At 71.9% G+C, this 20,504-nt stretch carries 19 protein-coding genes and 1 tRNA gene; 11 read left to right on the top strand and 9 right to left on the bottom strand.

Annotated features, from left to right (window positions below):
• Window positions 1–98 precede the first annotated feature (98 nt).
• Window positions 99–332, bottom strand: a complete 234-nt coding sequence (locus ACZ4TW_RS17800) for a hypothetical protein (protein ID WP_465544811.1) — start codon at window positions 330–332, stop codon at window positions 99–101.
• A gap of 198 nt (window positions 333–530) precedes the next feature.
• Here ACZ4TW_RS17800 and topA point away from each other — a divergent pair, with 198 nt between their 5' ends.
• The 5 genes from topA (at window position 531) to ACZ4TW_RS17775 (ending at window position 6,873) form a co-directional block, all read left to right on the top strand.
• Window positions 531–3,317 carry a type I DNA topoisomerase gene (gene topA / locus ACZ4TW_RS17795; RefSeq protein ID WP_465544809.1) on the top strand — a complete coding sequence of 929 codons (2,787 nt, stop codon included), beginning with the start codon at window positions 531–533 and terminating at the stop codon, window positions 3,315–3,317.
• Entirely contained in the window at window positions 3,314–3,934 is a 621-nt protein-coding gene (tmk, locus tag ACZ4TW_RS17790) for a dTMP kinase (RefSeq protein WP_465544807.1), read from the top strand. The genes topA and tmk overlap by 4 nt, the downstream gene beginning before the upstream one ends.
• A 50-nt stretch (window positions 3,935–3,984) precedes the next feature.
• Entirely contained in the window at window positions 3,985–5,169 is a 1,185-nt protein-coding gene (locus ACZ4TW_RS17785; RefSeq protein ID WP_465544805.1) for a DNA polymerase III subunit delta', read from the top strand.
• A 5-nt stretch (window positions 5,170–5,174) separates the two neighbouring features.
• On the top strand, window positions 5,175–6,704 hold the full coding sequence (locus tag ACZ4TW_RS17780) for an alpha/beta hydrolase (protein ID WP_465544819.1): 1,530 nt from the start codon (window positions 5,175–5,177) through the stop codon (window positions 6,702–6,704).
• A 93-nt stretch (window positions 6,705–6,797) separates the two neighbouring features.
• Window positions 6,798–6,873: transfer RNA gene (locus ACZ4TW_RS17775), tRNA-Thr, on the top strand.
• A 70-nt stretch (window positions 6,874–6,943) separates the two neighbouring features.
• Here the strand turns inward: ACZ4TW_RS17775 and ACZ4TW_RS17770 are convergent.
• Together ACZ4TW_RS17770 and ACZ4TW_RS17765 are read right to left on the bottom strand one after the other, a co-directional pair.
• Window positions 6,944–7,888: an SGNH/GDSL hydrolase family protein gene (locus ACZ4TW_RS17770; protein ID WP_465544803.1), complete on the bottom strand. Its 945-nt coding sequence runs from the start codon at window positions 7,886–7,888 to the stop codon at window positions 6,944–6,946.
• A gap of 12 nt (window positions 7,889–7,900) precedes the next feature.
• Window positions 7,901–8,719, bottom strand: a complete 819-nt coding sequence (locus ACZ4TW_RS17765) for an SGNH/GDSL hydrolase family protein (protein ID WP_465544801.1) — start codon at window positions 8,717–8,719, stop codon at window positions 7,901–7,903.
• Window positions 8,720–8,824: 105 nt separating this feature from the next.
• On the opposite strand from ACZ4TW_RS17765, the gene ACZ4TW_RS17760 reads away from it, so the two are divergent.
• From ACZ4TW_RS17760 to ACZ4TW_RS17735, 6 genes are all read left to right on the top strand, one after another.
• Entirely contained in the window at window positions 8,825–9,814 is a 990-nt protein-coding gene (locus ACZ4TW_RS17760; protein WP_465544799.1) for a Gfo/Idh/MocA family protein, read from the top strand.
• Window positions 9,811–11,013: a M20/M25/M40 family metallo-hydrolase gene (locus ACZ4TW_RS17755; RefSeq protein ID WP_465544797.1), complete on the top strand. Its 1,203-nt coding sequence runs from the start codon at window positions 9,811–9,813 to the stop codon at window positions 11,011–11,013. The genes ACZ4TW_RS17760 and ACZ4TW_RS17755 overlap by 4 nt, the downstream gene beginning before the upstream one ends.
• 40 nt (window positions 11,014–11,053) lie before the next feature.
• Complete coding sequence (locus tag ACZ4TW_RS17750; protein WP_465544795.1) at window positions 11,054–12,577, top strand: D-alanyl-D-alanine carboxypeptidase/D-alanyl-D-alanine-endopeptidase; 1,524 nt, start codon at window positions 11,054–11,056, stop codon at window positions 12,575–12,577.
• A 103-nt stretch (window positions 12,578–12,680) separates the two neighbouring features.
• On the top strand, window positions 12,681–13,343 hold the full coding sequence (locus tag ACZ4TW_RS17745; RefSeq protein WP_465544793.1) for an isochorismatase family protein: 663 nt from the start codon (window positions 12,681–12,683) through the stop codon (window positions 13,341–13,343).
• Window positions 13,343–14,113: an alpha/beta fold hydrolase gene (locus ACZ4TW_RS17740; protein WP_465544791.1), complete on the top strand. Its 771-nt coding sequence runs from the start codon at window positions 13,343–13,345 to the stop codon at window positions 14,111–14,113. Before ACZ4TW_RS17745 ends, ACZ4TW_RS17740 begins: the two co-directional genes overlap by 1 nt.
• Window positions 14,114–14,139: 26 nt before the next feature.
• Window positions 14,140–14,646 (top strand): MarR family winged helix-turn-helix transcriptional regulator, encoded by a 507-nt coding sequence (locus ACZ4TW_RS17735; protein WP_465544789.1) that lies wholly within the window; start codon window positions 14,140–14,142, stop codon window positions 14,644–14,646.
• A gap of 57 nt (window positions 14,647–14,703) precedes the next feature.
• Here ACZ4TW_RS17735 and ACZ4TW_RS17730 read toward each other — a convergent pair whose 3' ends face one another.
• From ACZ4TW_RS17730 to ACZ4TW_RS17705, 6 genes are all read right to left on the bottom strand, one after another.
• The gene (locus ACZ4TW_RS17730) at window positions 14,704–14,868 is read right to left on the bottom strand and encodes a hypothetical protein (RefSeq protein ID WP_465544787.1); all 165 of its coding nucleotides are present in this window, start codon (window positions 14,866–14,868) and stop codon (window positions 14,704–14,706) included.
• A 117-nt stretch (window positions 14,869–14,985) separates the two neighbouring features.
• Window positions 14,986–15,237, bottom strand: a complete 252-nt coding sequence (locus tag ACZ4TW_RS17725) for a hypothetical protein (RefSeq protein ID WP_465544785.1) — start codon at window positions 15,235–15,237, stop codon at window positions 14,986–14,988.
• Between the two features lie 263 nt (window positions 15,238–15,500).
• Window positions 15,501–16,667 (bottom strand): 3,4-dihydroxyphenylacetate 2,3-dioxygenase, encoded by a 1,167-nt coding sequence (gene hpaD / locus ACZ4TW_RS17720; protein ID WP_465544783.1) that lies wholly within the window; start codon window positions 16,665–16,667, stop codon window positions 15,501–15,503.
• Window positions 16,668–16,711: 44 nt separating this feature from the next.
• Window positions 16,712–18,247: a 5-carboxymethyl-2-hydroxymuconate semialdehyde dehydrogenase gene (gene hpaE / locus ACZ4TW_RS17715; RefSeq protein ID WP_465544781.1), complete on the bottom strand. Its 1,536-nt coding sequence runs from the start codon at window positions 18,245–18,247 to the stop codon at window positions 16,712–16,714.
• A 12-nt stretch (window positions 18,248–18,259) separates the two neighbouring features.
• A complete protein-coding gene (locus tag ACZ4TW_RS17710; RefSeq protein ID WP_465544779.1) occupies window positions 18,260–18,958 on the bottom strand; it encodes a GntR family transcriptional regulator in 699 nt (232 codons plus the stop codon).
• Window positions 18,955–20,484 (bottom strand): fumarylacetoacetate hydrolase family protein, encoded by a 1,530-nt coding sequence (locus ACZ4TW_RS17705; protein WP_465544777.1) that lies wholly within the window; start codon window positions 20,482–20,484, stop codon window positions 18,955–18,957. Before ACZ4TW_RS17705 ends, ACZ4TW_RS17710 begins: the two co-directional genes overlap by 4 nt.
• Window positions 20,485–20,504 lie beyond the last annotated feature (20 nt).

The following is a 20,504-nucleotide window of genomic DNA, read 5'->3' as shown; positions in this document are numbered from 1 at the left end:
TGGGGGAACGGGTAACGCGTGAAACACACACCCCCCCCCACACATCCCCCCCCCCCCCCCCCCCCCCCCCCCCCCCCCCCCCCCCCCCCGCGACATCCTCAGTCGAAGACGGTCTCGATGAAGCGGTACTCCACCGCGCTCGGCCGGTCGTCGTCGGGCGTCTCGAATTCGAGACCTGCGCCGCGGGAGTAGATGTAGCGCTTGCCGCCGTCACCCGAGAGCTCGAGCCTCGGTTGGGGGTCGCCCGTCTCGAGGAAGCCGGTCGAGACCGTCTTGCCCTCGAGTGGCCCGTCGATCAGCTTGGCCGTGTACGTGCCCGATGACGTGTCCATGCCTCGATTCTGCACCCGTCCTCGACAAGTGCAAGGGTCTTGCGTCCCGCGGGTCGTTCGGTGTCGCAGTGGGTGCGCTCACGGCCGGAATGTGTATGGTGTGCCTGTCGGTGCGATGGTGCCGACCAGCACACCGCTCGGGGGCGAGGCGACGTCGTGCGTTCCCCCCGTCCAGTGTCATCAGCAATAAGGAGTCCGGTGCCAGGCACGAAGAAGCTCGTGATCGTGGAGTCGCCGACGAAGATGAAGTCGATCGCCGCGTACCTCGGCGACGGCTACGAGGTGCTCTCCTCGGTCGGCCACATCCGAGACCTCATCGAGCCCAAGAACCTCCCGGCCGAGCTCAAGAAGGGCTCCCTCGGCAAGTTCTCCGTCGACGTCGAGAACGGGTTCGAGCCGTACTACGTGGTCTCCGACTCCAAGAAGAAGACGGTCGCCGAACTCAAGCGGGCGCTGAAGGACGCCGACGAGCTCCTGCTCGCCACCGATGAGGACCGCGAGGGCGAGGCCATCGCGTGGCACCTGCTGCAGGAGCTCAAGCCGAAGGTGCCCGTGCGGCGCATGGTGTTCCACGAGATCACGAAGGATGCGATCCTCAAGGCGAAGGACCACACGCGCGAGCTCGACACCGCGCTCGTCGACGCACAGGAGACCCGCCGCATCCTCGACCGCCTCTACGGGTACGAGGTCTCGCCCGTGCTGTGGCGCAAGGTCGGTCCGGGCCTGTCGGCCGGTCGCGTGCAGTCGGCCGCGACGCGGCTCGTCGTCGACCGCGAGCGGGAGCGCCTGGCCTTCGTCCCCGCGTCGTACTGGGACCTCGTCGGCCGCTTCACGAGCGAGCAGACCGGGTTCGAGGCTCGGCTCGTGCGCGTGGGCGGCGAGCGGGTCGCCACCGGGCGCGACTTCGACGACGCCGGCCGGCTCAAGGGCAAGGCCGTGGTGCTCGACGAACCGACCGCGCACGCGCTCGCCGAGGCACTCCGCGACGACACCGTCGCGCGGCGGGTCAGCCGCGTGGAGTCCAAGCCGTACTCGCGCCGTCCCGCCGCGCCGTTCACGACCTCGACGCTGCAGCAGGAGGCCGCGCGCAAGCTCCGCCTGTCGGCCCGCGACACCATGCGCGTCGCGCAGTCGCTGTACGAGAACGGCTACATCACTTACATGCGCACCGACTCGGTGTCGCTGTCGCAGCAGGCGATCCAGGCCGCGCGCACCCAGGCGGTCAAGCTCTACGGCGCCGACAGCGTTCCCGAGAAGCCCCGCGCCTACGCGGGCAAGTCGAAGAACGCGCAGGAGGCCCACGAGGCCATCCGGCCCTCGGGCGATGTCTTCCGCACACCCTCCGAACTGCAGAACGCGCTGCGCGGCACCGAGTTCAAGCTCTACGACCTGATCTGGAAGCGCACGGTCGCCTCGCAGATGGCCGACGCGAAAGGCCAGACGGCGACCGTCACGATCGAGGTCGGGCCGACCTCCGCGGAGGCTGCGGTGCCCGCCGCACCCACGGCGCCGGTCGCCGGCACGATCGCCGAGTTCACCGCGAGCGGCACCGTGATCACCTTCCGCGGCTTCCTCGCCGCCTACGAGGAGAGCCGCGACGAGGAGCGCAACGCCGACGAGACGCCCGGCGAAGCGAAGCTGCCGCCGCTCAAGGAGGGCCAGGCCGTCGGCCTCGCCGAGCTCGAGGCCAAGGGCCACGAGACCAGCCCCCCGCCGCGCTACACCGAAGCGAGCCTCGTCAAGCGGCTCGAGGAGCTCGGCATCGGTCGCCCGTCGACGTTCGCGTCGATCATCTCGACCATCCTCGACCGCGGGTACGTCACGCAGCGCGGCCAGGCGCTCGTGCCGAGCTGGGTCGCGTTCTCGGTGGTGCGGCTCCTGGAGGAGCACTTCGGCGACCTCGTCGAGTACGACTTCACGGCCGAGATGGAGGACGACCTCGACCGCATCGCGTCGGGCGCGGCCGATCGGGTCGACTGGCTGAACGAGTTCTACTTCGGCAGCGACCGGCACCGCGGGCTCCGGCAGGTCGTCGACAACCTCGGCGAGATCGACGCCCGCGAGATCAACTCGGTCGAGATCGCTCCCGGCGTCACGCTGCGCATCGGCAAGTACGGTCCCTACCTCGAGGCCATCGAACCCGAGGCCGCGCCCGACGCGGCTCCCCGTCGCGTCAACCTCCCGGAGGACCTCGCGCCCGACGAGCTCACTGCCGAGAAGGCGCGAGAGCTCATCGAGGCGCCCGTGCAGGGCGATCGCGTGCTCGGCGTGAACCCCGAGAACGGCAAGGAGGTCGTCGTCAAGGACGGCCGGTTCGGCCCGTACGTGACCGAGCTCGAGCCGGCGCCCGAGGAGCCGGCGCCGAGCGTCGACCCCTCGACCGGTGAGGTCGTCGAGGCGCCGAAGCCCAAGCGCGGCGCGAAGAAGGCCGCGGCGCCGAAGCCGCGCACCGCGTCGCTGTTCAAGAGCATGCAGGTCGAGGAGATCGACCTGGCCACCGCGCTGAAGCTGCTCGACCTGCCGCGCGTGGTCGGCGCCGACCCCGAGTCCGGCGACGAGATCACCGCGCAGAACGGGCGCTACGGCCCGTACTTGAAGAAGGGCGCCGAGACCCGCACGCTGCCGAGCGAGGATGCGATCTTCGAGATCGACCTCGCCGGGGCGCTCGAGCTGCTCGCGCAACCGAAGTACGGCGCCCGTCGCGCGTCGAGCGCGCTGAAGGAGTTCGCGGAGGACCCGGTGAGCGGCAAGCCCATCAAGGTGAAGGACGGCCGGTTCGGCCCGTACGTGACCGACGGCACGACCAACGCGACCATCCCGCGCAGCGAGTCGGTCGAGGAGATCACCTTCGAACGCGCGGTCGAGCTGCTGCAGGCCAAGCGCGACAAGGGGCCGGCGGCACCGCCCGGCAAGCGCACCTCGACGGCGAAGACCCCCGCCAAGCGCTCGACGTCCACCCGATCGGCGAAGAAGAGCTCGGCGTGAGCCGCGGGCTGTTCCTCACCCTCGAGGGCGGCGACGGTTCGGGCAAGTCCACGCAGGCGAGCCTGCTGGAGCGGTGGCTCGTCGAGCACGGCCGCACCGTCGTGCGCACCCGCGAGCCGGGCGGCACTCCCGTCGGCGTCGAGATCCGCGAGATCGTGCTGCACCACCGGGGCGACATCGCGCCGCGCGCCGAAGCGCTGCTGTATGCGGCCGATCGGGCCCACCACGTGGCCGAGGTCGTGCGGCCGGCGATCGCGCGCGGCGAGGTCGTCGTGCAGGACCGCTTCATCGACTCCTCCGTCGCCTACCAGGGCGCCGGCCGCGTGCTCGACCCGGCAGAGGTGCGCTCGATCTCCGAGTGGGCCGCCGAAGGGCTCGCGCCCGACCTGACGGTGCTGCTCGACCTGCCGTGGGAGGTCGCGCGCCGGCGCCTCGACGGCGCGCGCACCCGGTACGACCGGCTCGAGGCCGAGGCGGGCGAGTTCCACGAGCGCGTCCGCCGGGCGTACCTCGACCTCGCGGCGGCCGAACCCGAGCGCTTCGTCGTGGTCGACGCCACGCTGCCCGTCGACGAGATCTCCGCCCGCATCTGCGAGCGGGTCGAGCCCCTCCTGTGAGTGCACCGGGGAGCGGCGCCCCCGTCGGCGGCCGCGGGTAGCGTGGAACCGTGACCGTGTGGAGCGACCTGACCGGCCAGGATGCCGCGATCGCCGTGCTGCGCGCGGCGGCAGCCGCGTCCACGGCGGCACACGGTGCGCCCGCATCGTCCGACATGACGCACTCCTGGCTCATCACCGGTCCGCCCGGCTCCGGCCGTTCCAACCTCGCCTACGCGTTCGCCGAGGCGCTGCTCTCAGGCCGGCCCGACGGCGACGAGGCCACACGCGCGCAGGTCACCGCCCGCAGCCATCCCGACCTCCACGTGCTCGCGACCGAGGGCGTGATCATCAAGGTGGCCGACGTGCGCAAGATCGTGGAGCGCTCGCACTACGCGCCATCCGTCGGTCGCCATCGCGTCATCGTCGTCGAGGATGCCGATCGCATGACCGAGCAGACGTCGAACGTGCTGCTGAAGGAGCTCGAGGAGCCGCCCGAGCGCACGGTCTGGATCCTGTGCGCGCCGAGCGAGGCCGACCTGATCCCGACCATCCGGTCGCGCGTGCGTTCGGTGCGACTCCAGGTGCCGAGCATCGCCGATGTCGCCGACCTCCTCGCGCGCCGTGACGGCGTCGACCCCTCCGTCGCCGAGCGGGCCGCGCGCGAGGCGCAGAGCCACATCGGCATGGCGCACCGCCTCGCCACGAGTGCCGAGGCGCGCGATCGCCGGGCCGAGACCCTGCGCCTCGCCCTCGGCGTGCGGTCCACGCCGGGCGCGGTCGCGGCGGCCGCGCGCCTGCTCGAGATCGCCGGCGACGACGCGAAGGCGATCACCGAGCTCCGCGATGCCGAGGAGCGCGAGCACACCCTCCGCTCGCTGGGCGTGGCGCCCGGCCAGTCGGTGCCCGCCGCGCTTCGGTCGCAACTGCGCGCCCTCGAGGAGGACCAGAAGCGGCGCGCCACCCGGAGCCTGCGCGACGGCATCGACCGCATCCTCGTCGATCTCGCCTCGCTCTACCGCGACATCCTCGTCACCCAACTGGGCGCCGAGGTCGAGCTCGTCAACCTCGAGATCGCCGACGACGTCGCCCGGGCAGCCCGAGCCGCCACGCCCGCGCGCACGCTCGAGACGCTCGACGCCATCCAGGAGGCACGTATCCGCATCGACGGCAACGTCCAGCCCGCGCTCGCCATCGAGGCGATGCTCATCAGCGCGATCCGTCGGCCCGAACCGGTGCGGGAGGTGCGCTCGTGAGCGGCATGGCGCGCGTGCGCCGCGCCGTCGCGATGATCGCCGCGGCCGGCGCCCTCGCCATGACCGGGTGCGCCATGCCGTCGTTCCTCGGCATCGGCGGCGGGTCCGCACGATCCGAGCCGACGGGCGAGCAGGTCTCCGCCGAGCTCGAGCCCTTCTACTCGCAGGTGCTGGAATGGGAGGCATGCGGCGAACAGCAGTGCGCGACCGCCGTCGCGCCGCTCGACTGGGATGATCCGACCGCCGGCGAGATCGAACTCGCCCTCGTCCGCGAACCCGCACGCGGCGACCGGATCGGATCGCTGCTCGTCAACCCGGGCGGGCCCGGCGGGTCGGGCTACGACTTCATCGCGGAGTCCATCGACTACGCCGTCGGACCCGAACTGCGTCAGCGCTTCGACATCGTCGGATTCGACCCGCGCGGAGTCGGTCGATCGAGCGCCGTGCAGTGCTACGAGGCCGAGCAGATGGACGAGTTCCTGTACGGCATCGTCCCCGCCGACCGCGGCAGCGACGAGTGGATCGCCCAGGTCGACGCGGCCAATCGCGACTTCGGCGCCACGTGCGCCGAGCGCACGGGCGAGCTGCTCGCGAACGTCGACACGGTGAGCGCCGCGCGCGACCTCGACCTGCTCCGCGCCATCCTCGGCGACGAGCAGCTGAACTACCTCGGCTACTCGTATGGCACGTTCCTCGGAGCGACGTACGCCGGGCTCTACCCCGAGAAGGCCGGCCGCCTGGTGCTCGATGGTGCCATCGATCCCGCTGCGAGCGACGACGAGGTCACGATCGCCCAGGCCATCGGATTCGAGGAGGCCCTGCGCGCGTACCTCGCCGACTGCCTCGCCGGGCCGGAATGCCCGTTCTCCGGGTCGGTCGACGCCGCCGCCGACGAGGTCGCACGACTCATCGCCTCCGTCGAGGAGAGCCCCCTGCAGGGCAGCGACGGCCGGCAGCTGGGCCCCGACGCACTCGTGACCGCGATCATCTACCCCCTCTACAGCCCAGAGTCGTGGACCTACCTCAGCGACATGTTCGAGTCGGTCATGTTCGGCGAGGCCGACACCGCGCTGTTCTTCGCCGACGGCTACAACGGCCGCGAGGCCGACGGCACGTACCGCGACAACTCCACGGAGGCGTTCCGCGCGATCAACTGCCTCGATTACACGTACGACGCCGATGCCGCGAGCATGCGTGCGAACGCCGATGCGCTCGCCGAGGCCGCGCCCATCATCGGGCCGTACTTCGGCTTCGGCGACGTCGGCTGCGCCGCGTGGCCCGTCGCGAGCGAGGCGGAGCGCGCGCCGATCACCGCAGAGGGCGCCGCGCCCATCCTCGTGATCGGCACGACCGGTGACCCGGCGACCCCGTACGAATGGGCCGAGGCGCTCGCCGACCAGCTCGACAGCGGCGTGCTCGTGACGTACGACGGCGAGGGGCACACCGCGTACCGCAAGTCGAATGCGTGCGTCGACGACACCGTCGAGGCGTTCCTCATCGACGGCACGGTTCCCGCCGCCGACCCGCAATGCTGAGCGCCCGGCGCGTGCGCCGCAGTGGTCATGAGCACTCGGAAAACCCGCTAACATGGTCTCTCGTGCCCGTCCGGTTCACCGCGACGAGGTCACGCCGCCTTAGCTCAGTCGGCAGAGCGATTCACTCGTAATGAATAGGTCGTGGGTTCGATTCCCACAGGCGGCTCCATCCAATGCCACACCGAACGAACGTCCGACCCTCGCGTTCCGGGGCCGCTCGCGGCCCTGCGGGCCGTGCGTCAGCCGATCACCTTGCGGATCTCGGCAGCGTAGGCCGCGTAGCCGGTCGCGTTCGGGTGGAACGCGTCGGGTGACCCCAGCAGGTACTGCCAGAGCACGAAGTCGTTGACCCACGGGCTCGGGCTTCCGATGCCGTGCCCGGCGAAGACGCCCGTCACGTCGACGAACACCGCGCCGTTCTGCTCCACCGCCGCCTTGACCGCGCTGTTCAACTTCGGCGTTGCAGCGTTGACCTCATCGGCCCACTCGTACTTGCCGTTGGGCTCGTGGAAGAGCAACGGGTACCCCGCCACGACGATCTTCGCTCCCGGCGCCCGCGCCGTGATGGCGGCGATCGTCGCGGCGACGCTGTCCTTGAACGCCTGGCTCTCGGCGATGGCCACGCCATTGGCGATATCGGCGGCGCACGTGGCCGACACGGCGACGAAGCAGTTCTGCATGACGGTCGCGAACCCGGTGTCATTGCCCCCGACGGTCAGCGTCACGCGGGTCGCGTTCGTCGGGATCGACGGAACCTGGAGGTCGCGCACCGCGACCGTGGACGCTCCCGAGCACGCCGGGAACGCATCGAGCCGCAGGTTCGCGTCGGCGTCCAGCAGCCTCGGGTAGCTCCTGGAGCTCCGGTAGCACGAGCCGCCCTCGTAGCTGCCGGCACCCGTGCCCGCCGCGAACGAGTCGCCGACCGCAGCGTAGACGAGCTCGGTGGTGCCCCCTCCACCGCCACCCGGCTTCCCGCCGCCGTTCCCGCCCCCGCCGCCGCCCGGCGGCTTGTCGGGTTTCGCCGACGAGACCGAGGCGGAGGCGGCTTCCGCAGGGCCCGCGACGGTCGTGAAGGAGAGCGCAGCCACGGCGAGGAGCGCCGCCGCGAGCACGGTTGCGCGGCGTCGACTTGGCGTGCCCGCGGGCGTATCACCGGATTCGGCCACGGCGGCGGAGGTGAACACGGCGGACTCCCATCAATCGGCGAGTTCGGCGAGGATCGCGTCGCGGTAGACCGCCTGTCCGGCGGCGGTCGGGTGCAGGAAGCCCACCTCGTCGTTCGGGTCGAGGCCGAGCAGGGGCGGGTTGCCGAGCGGGTACTCGCTTCCGGCGAACGCTTGGACCACGCTGGCGAGTTCGACATCGATCCCCTGCGCCTGGGCCGCTGCCACAGCGCCGGCGATCTGGGCGTTCAGCATCACGGTGTACAGGTTGATGGTGTCGGTCAGCTGAGAGAGGCCGCCCGCGAACAGGATCGGGTAGTCGGTGACGATGATCTTCGCATTCGGGGCGCGCTCGGAGGTCGCGACGATCAGGGCGAGCAGATCCGCGCCCACTTCCCCGGTGGCCAGCTTCTCGCCCGCCGCGGCGACGGCCGTGGCGCACTCGACGGGGGTCTCCGGATTGACGCAGTAGGCGTAGATCTCGCCGACGGCCAGGTCGTTCCCGCCCGCGGTGATCGTGACGAGGGTGGTGCCGCGGTTCACCTGCGACAACTGGGTCGTCGCGACATCCTCGATGGTGGCGCCCGAGCAGGCCGCCTGCCGCAGCAGGTTCGTTCGTGGAACCGCATCGAGCAGCACGGGGTACGCACTGGAGCTGCGCAGGCAGCCGTCGAGCGGGATGCCGGCGCCCTGGCCGGCGGCGTAGGAGTCGCCGAGCGCGACGTAGCGGGCGATGGGTGCGGGCGGTTGGGCGATGGCGGGAGCAGCGGCGCCGAAGACGGCGACGAGGGCGACGAAGGCCGCGGCGGTCGAGCCGGCGAAACGGCTCCTTCGGATCGAACGTGCCGACATGGCCGAACCGTAGCGGGAAGCCGAGGAATCCACACATCCCAGAACGGGTGTCACACGAGACCGGTGCCGCGATCCGACGCCGCTCGCGCCGATAGGCTGGCGCGCATGACGGACGGACTTCGCTGGGGGATCCTCGCGACGGGCGGCATCGCCCGCCTCTTCACCAACGACCTGAAGCTGAACGACTTCGACGTGCGCGCGGCAGGATCGCGCTCGCTCGAGTCGGCGGAGGCGTTCGCGAGCGACTTCGACCTCCCGACCGCGTACGGCAGCTACGACGAACTCGTCGCCGATCCCGAGGTCGACGCGATCTACGTCGCCACACCGCACCCCTGGCACGCCGCCAACGCCCTGCTCGCGATCGAAGCCGGCAAGCACGTGCTCATCGAGAAGCCGATGACGCTCACGCAGGCCGAGGCGCGCCGCGTGGCCGACGCCGCGCGCGAGCGCGGCGTGCTGGCGCTCGAGGCGATGTGGACGCGGTACCTGCCGCACATGCAGCGCATCCGCGAGGTCGTCGCGGCCGGCATGATCGGCGACCTGCGCACGCTCATCGCCGACCACACCCAGAAGCTGCCGAGCGATCCGAACCATCGCCTCAACGCCCTCGAGCTCGGCGGCGGGGCGCTGCTCGACCTCGGCATCTACCCCGTGTCGTTCGCCTGGGACCTGTTCGGCGAGCCGGCCACGATACAGTCGACCGCGGTGTTCCGCGACACCGGCGCCGACGTCCAGATCGCCGTCCAGTTCGGGTACGACGCGGGTCGCATCGCCTCCACGTTCTCGGCGAGCGACGCCCGTGGGCCGAACCGCGCGGTCATCCTCGGCACGGAGGGGCGGATCGAGATCGATCCCGTCTGGTACTCCAACACCTCGTTCCGCGTCGTCTCGCACGACGACGCCGTGCTCGAGGAGTTCCGCACCGACGTGAACGGCCGCGGCATGCACTTCCAGGCGGCCGCGCTCGAGCAGCTCGTGGCGGCGGGGCGGCTCGACGGCGGCGATGTGCTGTCCACCGAGGAGTCCGTCGCGATCATGGGCACGCTCGACCGGGTCCGAGCCGAGATCGGCCTCCGCTACCCAGGCGAGGAATGAGCGCCGACCCCGCGAGGGGCACGGGCGGGCGCGACGCCGCCGAGGATGTCGTCGCCCTGACCCGCCGGCTCGTCGCGATCGACGCGACCAATCCGTCGCTCGTGTCCGGTGGCGCGGGCGAACGCGAACTCGCGGAGGTCGTGGCGACATGGCTCGACGGGCACGGGTTCGAGACACGCCTCATCGGAGGCGATCCGAGCCGACCCAGCGTGCTGGCACGGCGGCGCGGCACCGGAGGCGGGCGAACGTTCCTGCTGGCCGGCCACCTCGACACCGTCGGCGGTTCCGGTTCCGGTTCCGGTTCCGGCTCCGGTCCGGGAGAAGGGCGGCCGGATGGCGCACGCGACGCCTCCGATCGCATCGTCGGCCGCGGCGCGTACGACATGGCCGGCGGCCTCGCGGCGGCGATGGTCGCCGCCGCCACTGCTCCGAGGGACCTGCCCGGCGACGTCGTGCTCGCCTTCGCCGCCGACGAGGAGTTCGGTTCCGTCGGCATGGAGGAGCTCCTCGCCGAGCTCGCCGCCGACCCCGATCCGGCGCCGAGCGGCGCCATCGTGCTCGAGCCGACCGACCTGCAGGTGACGCTCGCGCACCGGGGATTCGCATGGTTCCGCGTCGAGTACGAGGGGGTCGCGGCGCACGGCTCGCAGCCCGAGCTCGGCGTGGATGCGATCGACCGCGCAATCGACGGCCTCGTCGCGCTCCGCGGGCTCGGCGCCGAGATCGACGCGCGGCCGCGCCATCCGCTGCTCGGCACCGGAAGCGTGCGCGTCGCCACGATCGAGGGCGGCGCGGATGCGGCGACCGTCGCCGACCGCTGCGTGCTCGTCGTCGAGCGCCGCACGCTCCCCGGCGAACCCGACCCGGCCGACGAGCTCGCACGCGCACTCGCGCCGTCGCGCCCCGCCCGCATCACGACGCTCGTGTCGCGGCCCGCGATGGAGGCCGGCGCCGGCACGCGCGTCGCGGGTGCCGTGCTCGACGCCGTCGAACGGGTCACCGGTGCCTCGGCCGTGCGCCGCGGCGACCCGTGGTGGACCGACGCCGGGCTCATCGCCGAGGCGGGCATCCCGGTGGTGCTCGTCGGACCGACGGGCGGCGGCGCGCACGCCGACGAGGAGTGGGTGACGGCCGAGTCGCTGCGCACGCTCGTCGCCGTGATCCGCGCGGCCATCGGCGACGTCTGCGGCCGCGGCTGACCCACGGGCTCCCGGTCCATGCCCGGACTGGGTCCGTACAATGCCGCGGGTGAGCGACGAGACCGATGCCGCGACCCCGACCGGGGCGGCAGCTGCGGGCGGGCCGACGGCCCCGCCCGCCGCCGCCGGCGACGCCGCGCCGCGCGGCGTCCGTGCGCTCATCGCCCGGCATCGAGCGCTCGCCGCGGCGGCCGCGCTCGTCGCCGTCGCCCTCGTCGGTGGGGGAGCCGTCGCCGTCGGCTCCGCGCTGGCCGGCCCGCCCGCCGCCGCGCCCGCGCCGCTGCCGACCGAGACGACCACGCCGACTCCGACGCCCACGCCGACGCCGCTGCCCGAGGCCGCACCCGCGACCCCCGAGCCGCCGCCGCGGGTCCGCACCTGCTCGGTCGCGGGGCAGGCCGCCGACCCGCGCTTGGCGAACCTGCAGGCCCAGGTCATGAACGCGGCGACCGGCGAGGTGCTGTTCGACCGCGGCGGCCTGACCGCCTCGCGCACCGCGAGCGTCATGAAGGTGCTGACCGCGGCCGCCGCGCTCGCGGTCTTCCCGCCGGACCACCGATTCGCGACGACCGTCGTCAAGGGCGCCGAGCCGGGCACGGCCGTGCTCGTCGGCGGCGGCGACCTCACGCTCTCGCGCACGCCGAGCGGCAGCGAGACCGTCTACCCGGGCGCCGCGCACCTCGACGACCTCGCCCGGCAGGTGCGCGCGGCGTGGAACGCCGACCCGTCGAACCCGCCGCTGACGAGGCTCGTCCTCGACAGCTCGCTCTTCGGCGGCGAGACCTGGCACGCCAGCTGGGACCGGGCCGAGCGCGAGCTCGGGTTCATGCCGAACATCACCGCGCTCATGGTCGACGGCGACCGGCAGGACCCGTACGCCAACACCTCGGCCCGCGGCACCGACCCCGTGGGCCGCGCGGGCCAGGCGTTCGCGGCCGAGCTCGGCGGCATCGGCACGGTCGAGCGCGGCACCGCGCCGTCCGGCACCGCCGAACTCGGGAGGGTCTGGTCGCCGACCGTGGCGCAGCTCGTGGACAAGTCGCTCGTGGTCTCCGACAACACGGCCGCCGAGATGCTCGCCCGGCTCGTCGCGATCGAGTCCGGGACCGGGAACACCTTCGCCGCGATCGACCCGGCGGTCCGGCAGGCGCTCGCGACGTACGGCGTCGCGCGGGGCGGCATCCGCGTGGTCGACGGCTCGGGGCTCTCGCCCGACAACGCCGTACCGCCGGCCTACCTCACGCGGCTGTTCGCGAAGGTCGATGCCCGTGAGGGCCATCTCGGCGTCATCCTCGACGGGCTGCCGGTCTCCGGGCAGAAGGGCTCGCTGTCGTACGCCGACCGGTTCGCCGGCGACAACGCGGTCGCGGACGGCGCCGTGCTCGCCAAGACCGGCTGGATCACCACCGGGTACACCCTCGCTGGGATCATCCGCGCCCAGGACGGCACGACGCTCACCTTCGCCATCTACGCGCTCGGCGAGGTCACGGATGCGGCCAAGCAGGCCATCGACACGCTCGCCACCGGGTTCTACCGGTGCGGCGACGAGCTCGCCGACGGCTGATCCACCGGGTGACCGAGGGCCCGCCCGGACCGCCCCGATCCGCGACAGAATGGAACGGACGGCGGACCGAACCGCCGGGACCCGAGGAGCGAAGGAGCCGATCATGAGTCGGGCCCTGTTCATCATCGACGTGCAGAACGACTTCACCGAGGGCGGTGCGCTCGGCGTCGAGGGCGGCGCCGCGGTGGCCGCTCGCATCACCGAGTACCTGGCCGAGCACGGCGAGGGCTACGACCTCGTCGTGGCCTCCCGCGACTGGCACAACCCCGACGACGACAACGGCGGGCACATCGCGACGGATGGTGCTCCCGACTTCGTCACGACGTGGCCCGAGCACTGCACGGCCGGCTCGCCGGGGGCCGAGTACCACCCGGCGCTCGACACCTCGCGCGTCCACGCGCACATCCGGAAGGGCCAGGGCGTGCCGGCGTACTCGATCTTCGAGGGCACGGATGACGCGGGTGCGACGGTCGGCGACCTGCTCGCGCAGCACGGCATCACCGATGTCGACGTCGTGGGCATCGCCACCGACCACTGCGTGCGCGCGAGCGCGCTCGACGCGCTCGAGCACGGCCAGCACGTCCGCGTGCTGCAGGACCTGATCGCGGGCGTCGCCGCCGAGACCTCCGAGGCGGCCCTCGCCGAGCTGGGCCATGCGGGAGCGGCGATCATGGAGTCCGGGGCGCTCCCGACCGCCGAGGTCGTGGAGGCGCCAGAAGGCGGCGACGAGGCGGCGGGACGCGACGAGCCCGGAGCCCGGGCGTGATGCCTGCGGCGTCGTCCGCGCCCGTGCTGCACGCCGAGGCGCCCGACGGCGCCCTCATCGCCTACCGCGTCCACGGCGAGGTCGCGGTCGGTGACGGCCTCCCACCGGTGCTGCTCGTGCACGGGTTCGCATCCGACTCCGTCGTCACATGGGAGGGCACAGGGTGGGTGCGCGCGCTGCTCGACGCGGGACGCGCGGTCGTCACGGTCGACCTCCGCGGCCACGGCGCGAGCGACAAGCCCACCGACGGCGACGCCTACGCACCCGACCGGCTCGGCGCCGACCTGGCCTCGGTGCTCGATTCGGCGGGCGTGCCGATCGCCGACGTCGTCGGCTACTCGATGGGCAACCGCGTCGTGTCGGCGCTGTGCGAGCTCGCGCCCGACCGGGTCCGGCGGGTCGTGGTCGGCGGCGCGGGCCCCTCCGAGCTGTTCGCGACGTGGAGCCTCGACGAGGCGAGGGCGTACCTCGTCGACGACGTGCCCCCGTCGAACCCGCTCATCGCGGAGGTGCTCGGACCGGCGCTCCGTTCCGGGGCCGACCGCGACGCGCTGCTCGCGTGCATCGAGGGCGTGCAGGGCGCGCCGCTCGCGATTCCGGGCAGCATCCCCGTGCTGTTCGTCGCGGGCGAGAACGACCCGGTGCCGAGGGGCGTGCAGGAGCTCGCCCTCGACTGGGGGAGCGACCTCGTCACCATCCCGGGCCGCGATCACCTGTCGACCCTGACGGCGCGGCCGTTCAAGGACGCGGCGATCGCGTTTCTCGCATGAGCCGGAACGCCGATTAGGGTGTCAGGGTGCTGAGTTCCTCCACCGGCTTCGAATCGAGCGGCTACTGGTATGCACCCGATGCCACGCGCATCGGCAGCGTGGACGTGCTGAACCTGCTCCGCCGCTACCGCGCCGCCGACCAGGAGATGCGCCGTCGCACCCGCGACTCGATGGGCATGGGCGAGACCGACCTGCTCGCGCTCCGCTACGTCCTCAAGGCCGAGCGCGAGGGCGAGCTGCTGACGCCGGGCGCGCTCGCGAAGCGCATCGGCATCTCGACGGCCTCGACGACCGTGCTGATCGACCGGCTGGAGCGCAGCGGGCACCTCGCGCGCATGCCGCACCCGACCGACCGCCGTTCGCTCGTCGTCGTGAGCACGACCGGGAGCGACCACGAGGTGCGCCAGACGCTGGGCCGCATGCACCACGCGATGATCGACGTCGCGGACTCGCTCGATCCCGATGAGCTGCGCGCCGTTGCGCGCTTCCTCGCGGGAATGATCGAGGCGGTCGAGCTGGCCGAGGCCGACTGACCCGGCCGTGCGGGCCGTCGCCCCCTTGCGACGGACCGCGCGGCGTGGTTCAGGCGCTCAGGCGCTTCGGTTGCCGGTCAGCATCCTGACGAGCCAGACGATGACCGCCAGGACGAGCAGGACGATGCCGACCCAGAGCAGGAAGTTCAGGGACTGCACGAAGCCGCCGGTGAAGAGCAGGATGACGGCGATGATGGCGACGATGATGAGCAGGGTGTTCACGGAAGTGCCTTTCTGTCGGCGATGACACCGCTGGTCGCGGTGCTTCCAGGGTGATGACGGGAGACCTCGCGGTCCCGTCGCGCTCGGCGCGTCGTCGAGGCCCGGCCGAGGGCCGGTTCAGGCTGCGGTGGTGGGTGCGGATTCGGCTCCGCCGTACGTCTCGAGCGCCTCACTGAGACCCTGCTCGAGTTCGACGGGGACGGCGTAGAGCTCGCCGCCCGTGATGGCATCGTGCTCGATCATCGCGGCCGCATGGATCTCGGCCCGCGGGATCCCGGGGTAGCGCTGGCTCATGCGGTCGAGCAGGCGCTCGAAGTCGATGAGTTCGCGGCCGCCGGCGATGCCGATCACGCCGTCCGTGCTGTCCATTGGTGCAACTGTAGCCGACGGCGCCTGTGCGGAGACCCGGGGGGCCTCGGCCCCCCGGGGTCTTCCCCCCAGTCGTGATCGCCCGCTGAGCGGTCGTTCCCTTGTCCGCGATCACAGGAACAACAAGACCACAATGTAGTTAGATTGTCTAGCCATTCCGCCGGAGTGCCGCGGTGCGCTACGCTACATCGCTCGAACGGGTCGGGTTGCGAGCGCGCAGAAGCCCGCGCCGGTCGAGCGGTGCCCGATGGTCCCGCCCCGATTCAGAGCTGGTTGCCGAGCTTGTACTCGCCCTGCTTCCACTCGGGCATCGACGACTCGCCCTCGTCGTGGCGGGTGTACGAGAACCCGTCGGCGCCGATGGTCACGGCCATCTCGCTCGCCTCGGTCCTGGCGACGACCTCCTTGGGGTTGCCGTCGAGGTCGAGCACGAGCGAGGCTTCGGTGTACCACGACGGCACCACGGGGTTGCCCCACCAGTCGCGGCGCTGGTTGTCGTGCACGTCCCACGTGACCACGGGGTTGTCGGGGTCGCCCGTGTAGTAGTCCTGCGTGTAGATCTCGACCCGGTGCCCGTCGGGGTCGCGCAGGTAGAGGTAGAACGCGTTCGAGACGCCGTGACGGCCCGGTCCGCGCTCGATCCGGTCCGACATCCGGAGCGCGCCGAGCTTGTCGCAGATCGCCAGGATGTTGTGCTTCTCGTGCGTCGAGAACGCGACGTGGTGCATGCGCGGTCCGTCGCCGCCGGTCATGGCGGTGTCGTGCACGGTCGGCTTGCGGCGCATCCATGCCGCGTAGACCGTGCCCTCGTCGTCCTGGATGTCTTCCGTCACGCGGAAGCCGAGGTCCTGCATGAACGCCACGGCGCGGGGCACGTCGGGCGTGACCTGGTTGAAGTGGTCGAGGCGCACGAGCGCGCCCGGCGTGTACAGGTCGTAGCGCCACGCGAGCCGCTCGACGTGCTCGACGTCGTGGAAGAACTCGTACGGGAATCCCAGCGGATCCTCGACGCGGACCGAGTCGCCGATGCCCTTGGTGAAGCCCTCGGCGCGACGCTCGACGCGGCAGCCGAGCTCGGTGTAGAAGGCGACGGCCTTGTCGAGGTCCTCGGGGGTGCGCACCCGGTACGAGAATGCGGCGACCGCCGCGACCGGGCCCTTCCGGAGCACGAGGTTGTGGTGGATGAACTCCTCGAGCGAGCGCAGGTAGACGGTGTCCTCGTCCTCCTCGGTGACCGTGAGGTCGAGCACGTCGACGTAGAAGTTGCGGCTCGCTTCGAGGTCGGTGACCACGAGTTCCATGTACGCGCAGCGCAGGATGTCGGGAGCCGGCGCGGTGGGCGTCGGGATCGGGTCGTCCGTGCGGATCGGGGCCTCCTGGGAGACGTAGAAGCCCGATGAGGTGAGGGTCTTGTCGTCGCGGTTGGTCATGTCAGCGTCCTTGCCTTCGATGCGATGGTGAAGCGGATGGCGCGTCAGCGCGGGTCCGGGTCGTCGAGGTCGGTCTCGTCGTGGTGGTCCTGCTTGCCGAACGTCGGGTTGTGCACGGCGCCGAGCGTGATGTGCACCGCCTGCTGGTCGGTGTAGAAGTCGATCGAGCGGTAGCCGCCCTCGTGGCCGAGGCCGGAGGCCTTGACGCCGCCGAACGGGGTCCGCAGGTCGCGCACGTTGTTCGAGTTCAGCCAGACCATGCCGGCCTCGACCGCCTGCGAGAAGTTGTGCGCGCGCTTGAGATCATTCGTCCAGATGTAGGCGGCGAGGCCGTACTTCACGCCGTTCGCGAGCTCGAGCGCCTCCTCGTCGGAATCGAACGGCGTGATCGCCACGACCGGACCGAAGATCTCCTCCTGGAAGATCCGTGCGTCCTTCGGCACATCCGCGAACACCGTCGGCGCGACGTAGTTGCCCGTGGGGAAGCCATCGGGGCGCCCGCCGCCGGCGACGAGACGACCCTCGGTCTTGCCGATCTCGACGTAGCTCATGACCTTCTCGTAGTGCTCGGGATGCACGAGCGCGCCGACCTCGGTCTTCGGGTCGTGCGGGTCGCCGACGACCACGCGCTTGGCCTGCGCGGCATACTTCTCGACGAACTCGTCGTAGATGGCTCGCTCGACGAGGATGCGGCTGCCGGCCGTGCACCGCTCGCCGTTCAGCGAGAACACCCCGAAGATCGTGGCGTCGACGGCCGCGTCGAGGTCGGCGTCGGCGAACACCACGGCCGGGCTCTTGCCGCCGAGCTCCATCGACAGGCCCTTGAGGAACGGTGCGGCGTTGCCGAAGATGACCTGGCCTGTGCGGCTCTCACCCGTGAAGGAGATGAGCGGCACGTCGGGGTGCTTCACCAGCGCATCGCCCGCCTCCTCGCCGAGCCCGTTCACGAGATTGAAGACGCCCTTCGGCAGGCCGGCCTCCTCGAAGATGCCGGCCCACAGCGACGCCGACAGCGGCGTGAACTCGGCGGGCTTCAGCACGACCGTGTTGCCCGTGGCGAGCGCGGGGCCGAGCTTCCACGACTCGAGCATGAACGGCGTGTTCCACGGCGTGATGAGGCCCGCGACGCCGATCGGCTTGCGGTTCACGTAGTTGATCTGGCGGCCGGGCACCTTGTAGGTGTCGTCGGCCTGCGCCACGATCAGGTCGGCGAAGAACCGGAAGTTCTCGGCGGCGCGACGCGCCTGCCCGAGCGCCTGCGTGATCGGCAGGCCCGAGTCGAACGACTCGAGCTCGGCGAGCTGCGCATCGCGCGACTCGACGATGTCGGCGATGCGGTGCAGCACTCGCGAACGCTCGCGCGGCAGCATCCGGGGCCACGGGCCCTCTCGGAATGCGCGCGAGGCGGCCTCGACCGCGCGGTCGATGTCGGCCTTCTGGCCCGCCGCGGCTTGGACGTACGTCTCGTTCGACACCGGGTCGAGCACGTCGAACGTCTCGCCCCCGACCGAGTCGACGAACTCGCCGTCGATGTAGTGGCGGATGCGGTCGGGCAGGCCCTCGGGGATGTGCTGGGTCATGCGTGGTCCTTCTCAGGCTTCGACGCCGACGGGCGTGCCGGCGGTCTCGGTGGCAGCCGGCTTCTGCGCCGACTGGTAGGCCAGCACCGCGTCGAGCGTCGCGGTGCGGTGCTCGCGCGCGGCGAGCTCGATCTCGAGCGGGGCGGCGCCCTGCTCGATCAGTTCGATGATTCGGGCGTGCTCGGCGACGGAGTCGCGTGCGCGCCCGGGGACGAAGCTGAACGAGGAGTCGCGGAGCACGCGCATGCGGTTCCAGCCCCGGTGCACGAGGTCGAGCACGTGCGGGTTGGGGCACTCCTCGAACAGCACCGCGTGGAACTCGAGGTTCAGCTCCGTGAAGCGGTGCGGGTCGAAGTCGTCGAGGGTCCGTCGCATCCGCTCGTTGACCTCACGGGCTCGCGCGAGGTGCTCGGGGGTGAGGTACGGCGCCGAGAGGCTCGTCGCGAAGCCCTCCACGAGGGCGAGGGTCTGCATGGTGTGCAGGTACTCGGCCTCCTTCTGCAGCGCGACCTGCGCGCCCACGTTGCGCTCGAACGTCACCAGCCCCTCGGCCTCGAGCCGTCGGATGGCCTCGCGCACGGGCACGACCGACACGTCGAGCTCGGACGCGATCTGGGCGAGCACGAGCCGGTAGCCCGGCACGTACCGTCCGTCGTCGATGCGCTCGCGGAGGAACCGGTACGCCCGCTGCGACTTGCTCTCGGTGCTCATCGCCCCTCCTCACGCTCGTAGCGGGCGCGCCACTCGGCGTTCATGGGGAAGAGGCCGTCGACCGACTCGCCGAGCGCGACCTGCTCGGCGATCCAGGCATCCTCGCGCTCCTGCGCCTCGGTCTCGGCGAGGACCTCCTCGACGAGAGCCGGCGGGATCACGATGACGCCGTCGCCGTCGCCCACGATGACGTCGCCGGGCTGCACGGCGGCGCCGCCGCAGGCGATGGTCACGTCGGTCTCCCACGGCACGTGGCGCCGGCCGAGCACCGCGGGGTGCGGCCCCTGCGAGAAGACGGGAAGCCCGATCTCGCCGACGGCGTCGGCGTCGCGGACGCCGCCGTCGGTCACGACGCCGGCCGCCCCGCGGAACTTCGCGCGCAGGGCGAGCACGTCGCCGACCGTGCCCGTGCGGCGCTCGCCGCGGGCTTCGACGACGAGCACCTCACCGGGTTCGACGGCGTCGAACGCGCGCTTCTGCGCGTTGAAACCGCCGCCGTGCGAGGCGAACAGGTCGGGGCGGAACGGGATGAAGCGCAGGGTCCTCGCGCGGCCGACGAGGCGCTGGCCGGGGCGGAGCGCGTGCACGCCCTCGATGACCACGTCGTGGTAGCCGCGCTTGCGGAGCGCGACCGAGAGGGTCGCGACGCCGACGCGCCCGAGTCGCTCGCGGAGGTCGTCGCTCAGCTCGAAGCCGTGCGAGGGTCCGGGAGGCGCGTCAGCGCCGTCTCGAGACCCGGCGTCGGCGACGCTCGCCGGTGTCGCACGCCCCGCCGCCACCGCGGCCGCGAGCTCCTCCTCGGAGCCCCACGCCTCGACGCGCTGCAGGTCGTCGACCGCCGGCGTCGTGCCGTGGTCGCCGAACGGCGTGGAGCCCTCGGCGATGCGCGTGATCAGGCGGCCGGAGCTGGGGGAGCCCGCGGCGTCCGGCGCATCGACCTCGACCTCGACGACGTCGCCGGGGACGACGACCGACGAGCCGGCGGGCGTGCCCGTGAGGATGACGTCGCCGGTCTCGAGCGTCATGAGCTGCGAGAGGTCGGCGATGAGCTGCGCGAAGGGGAAGAGCAGGGTGTCGCTCGTGTCGTCCTGCACGAGCTCGCCGTTGACCCAGGTGCGCACGCGCAGCGCGTCGGGCGCGACGTCGGCCGCGGGGATGAGCGCGGGGCCGATCGGCGTGAAGCCGTCGCCGCCCTTGGAGCGCACGTTCGAGCCCTTGTCGGCGGCGCGCAGGTCGTACAGGCCGAAGTCGTTCGCGGCCGTGACCGCGGCCACGTGCGACCACGCGTCGGAGGGTGCGATGCGGCGGCCGGGTTGGCCGATGACGATCGCGATCTCGCCCTCGAACGCGAGCAGCTCGGTGCCGGCCGGGCGCTCGAGCGTGCCGCCGGTCGCCGCGAGGGAGCTGGCGGGTTTGAAGAAGTAGCTGGGAGCGGCCGGGGTGCGGCCCCGCTGCGCGGCGCGCGACGGGTAATTGAGGTGCACGGCGATGATCTTGCCGGGCGTGGCGATGCCGTCGATGGCCATGGAGCGTCCTCGTCTCTTCG

This window comes from Agromyces sp. NPDC029043 (assembly GCF_055564615.1).
The sequence above is the reverse complement of the archived record's forward strand: the minus strand, read 5'-3'. Positions and strand labels throughout refer to the sequence as shown.

Coding starts and splice junctions, on each gene's coding strand:
- ACZ4TW_RS17740 (WP_465544791.1), top strand. CDS start 13,343: ATGCCTGCGGCGTCGTCCGCGCCCGTGCTGCACGCCGAGGCGCCCGAC.
- ACZ4TW_RS17755 (WP_465544797.1), top strand. CDS start 9,811: ATGAGCGCCGACCCCGCGAGGGGCACGGGCGGGCGCGACGCCGCCGAG.
- ACZ4TW_RS17750 (WP_465544795.1), top strand. CDS start 11,054: ATGCCGCGGGTGAGCGACGAGACCGATGCCGCGACCCCGACCGGGGCG.
- ACZ4TW_RS17760 (WP_465544799.1), top strand. CDS start 8,825: ATGACGGACGGACTTCGCTGGGGGATCCTCGCGACGGGCGGCATCGCC.
- ACZ4TW_RS17745 (WP_465544793.1), top strand. CDS start 12,681: ATGAGTCGGGCCCTGTTCATCATCGACGTGCAGAACGACTTCACCGAG.
- hpaE (WP_465544781.1), bottom strand. CDS start 18,247: ATGACCCAGCACATCCCCGAGGGCCTGCCCGACCGCATCCGCCACTAC.
- ACZ4TW_RS17705 (WP_465544777.1), bottom strand. CDS start 20,484: ATGGCCATCGACGGCATCGCCACGCCCGGCAAGATCATCGCCGTGCAC.
- ACZ4TW_RS17780 (WP_465544819.1), top strand. CDS start 5,175: ATGGCGCGCGTGCGCCGCGCCGTCGCGATGATCGCCGCGGCCGGCGCC.
- ACZ4TW_RS17710 (WP_465544779.1), bottom strand. CDS start 18,958: ATGAGCACCGAGAGCAAGTCGCAGCGGGCGTACCGGTTCCTCCGCGAG.
- ACZ4TW_RS17725 (WP_465544785.1), bottom strand. CDS start 15,237: ATGGACAGCACGGACGGCGTGATCGGCATCGCCGGCGGCCGCGAACTC.
- hpaD (WP_465544783.1), bottom strand. CDS start 16,667: ATGACCAACCGCGACGACAAGACCCTCACCTCATCGGGCTTCTACGTC.
- ACZ4TW_RS17800 (WP_465544811.1), bottom strand. CDS start 332: ATGGACACGTCATCGGGCACGTACACGGCCAAGCTGATCGACGGGCCA.
- ACZ4TW_RS17765 (WP_465544801.1), bottom strand. CDS start 8,719: ATGTCGGCACGTTCGATCCGAAGGAGCCGTTTCGCCGGCTCGACCGCC.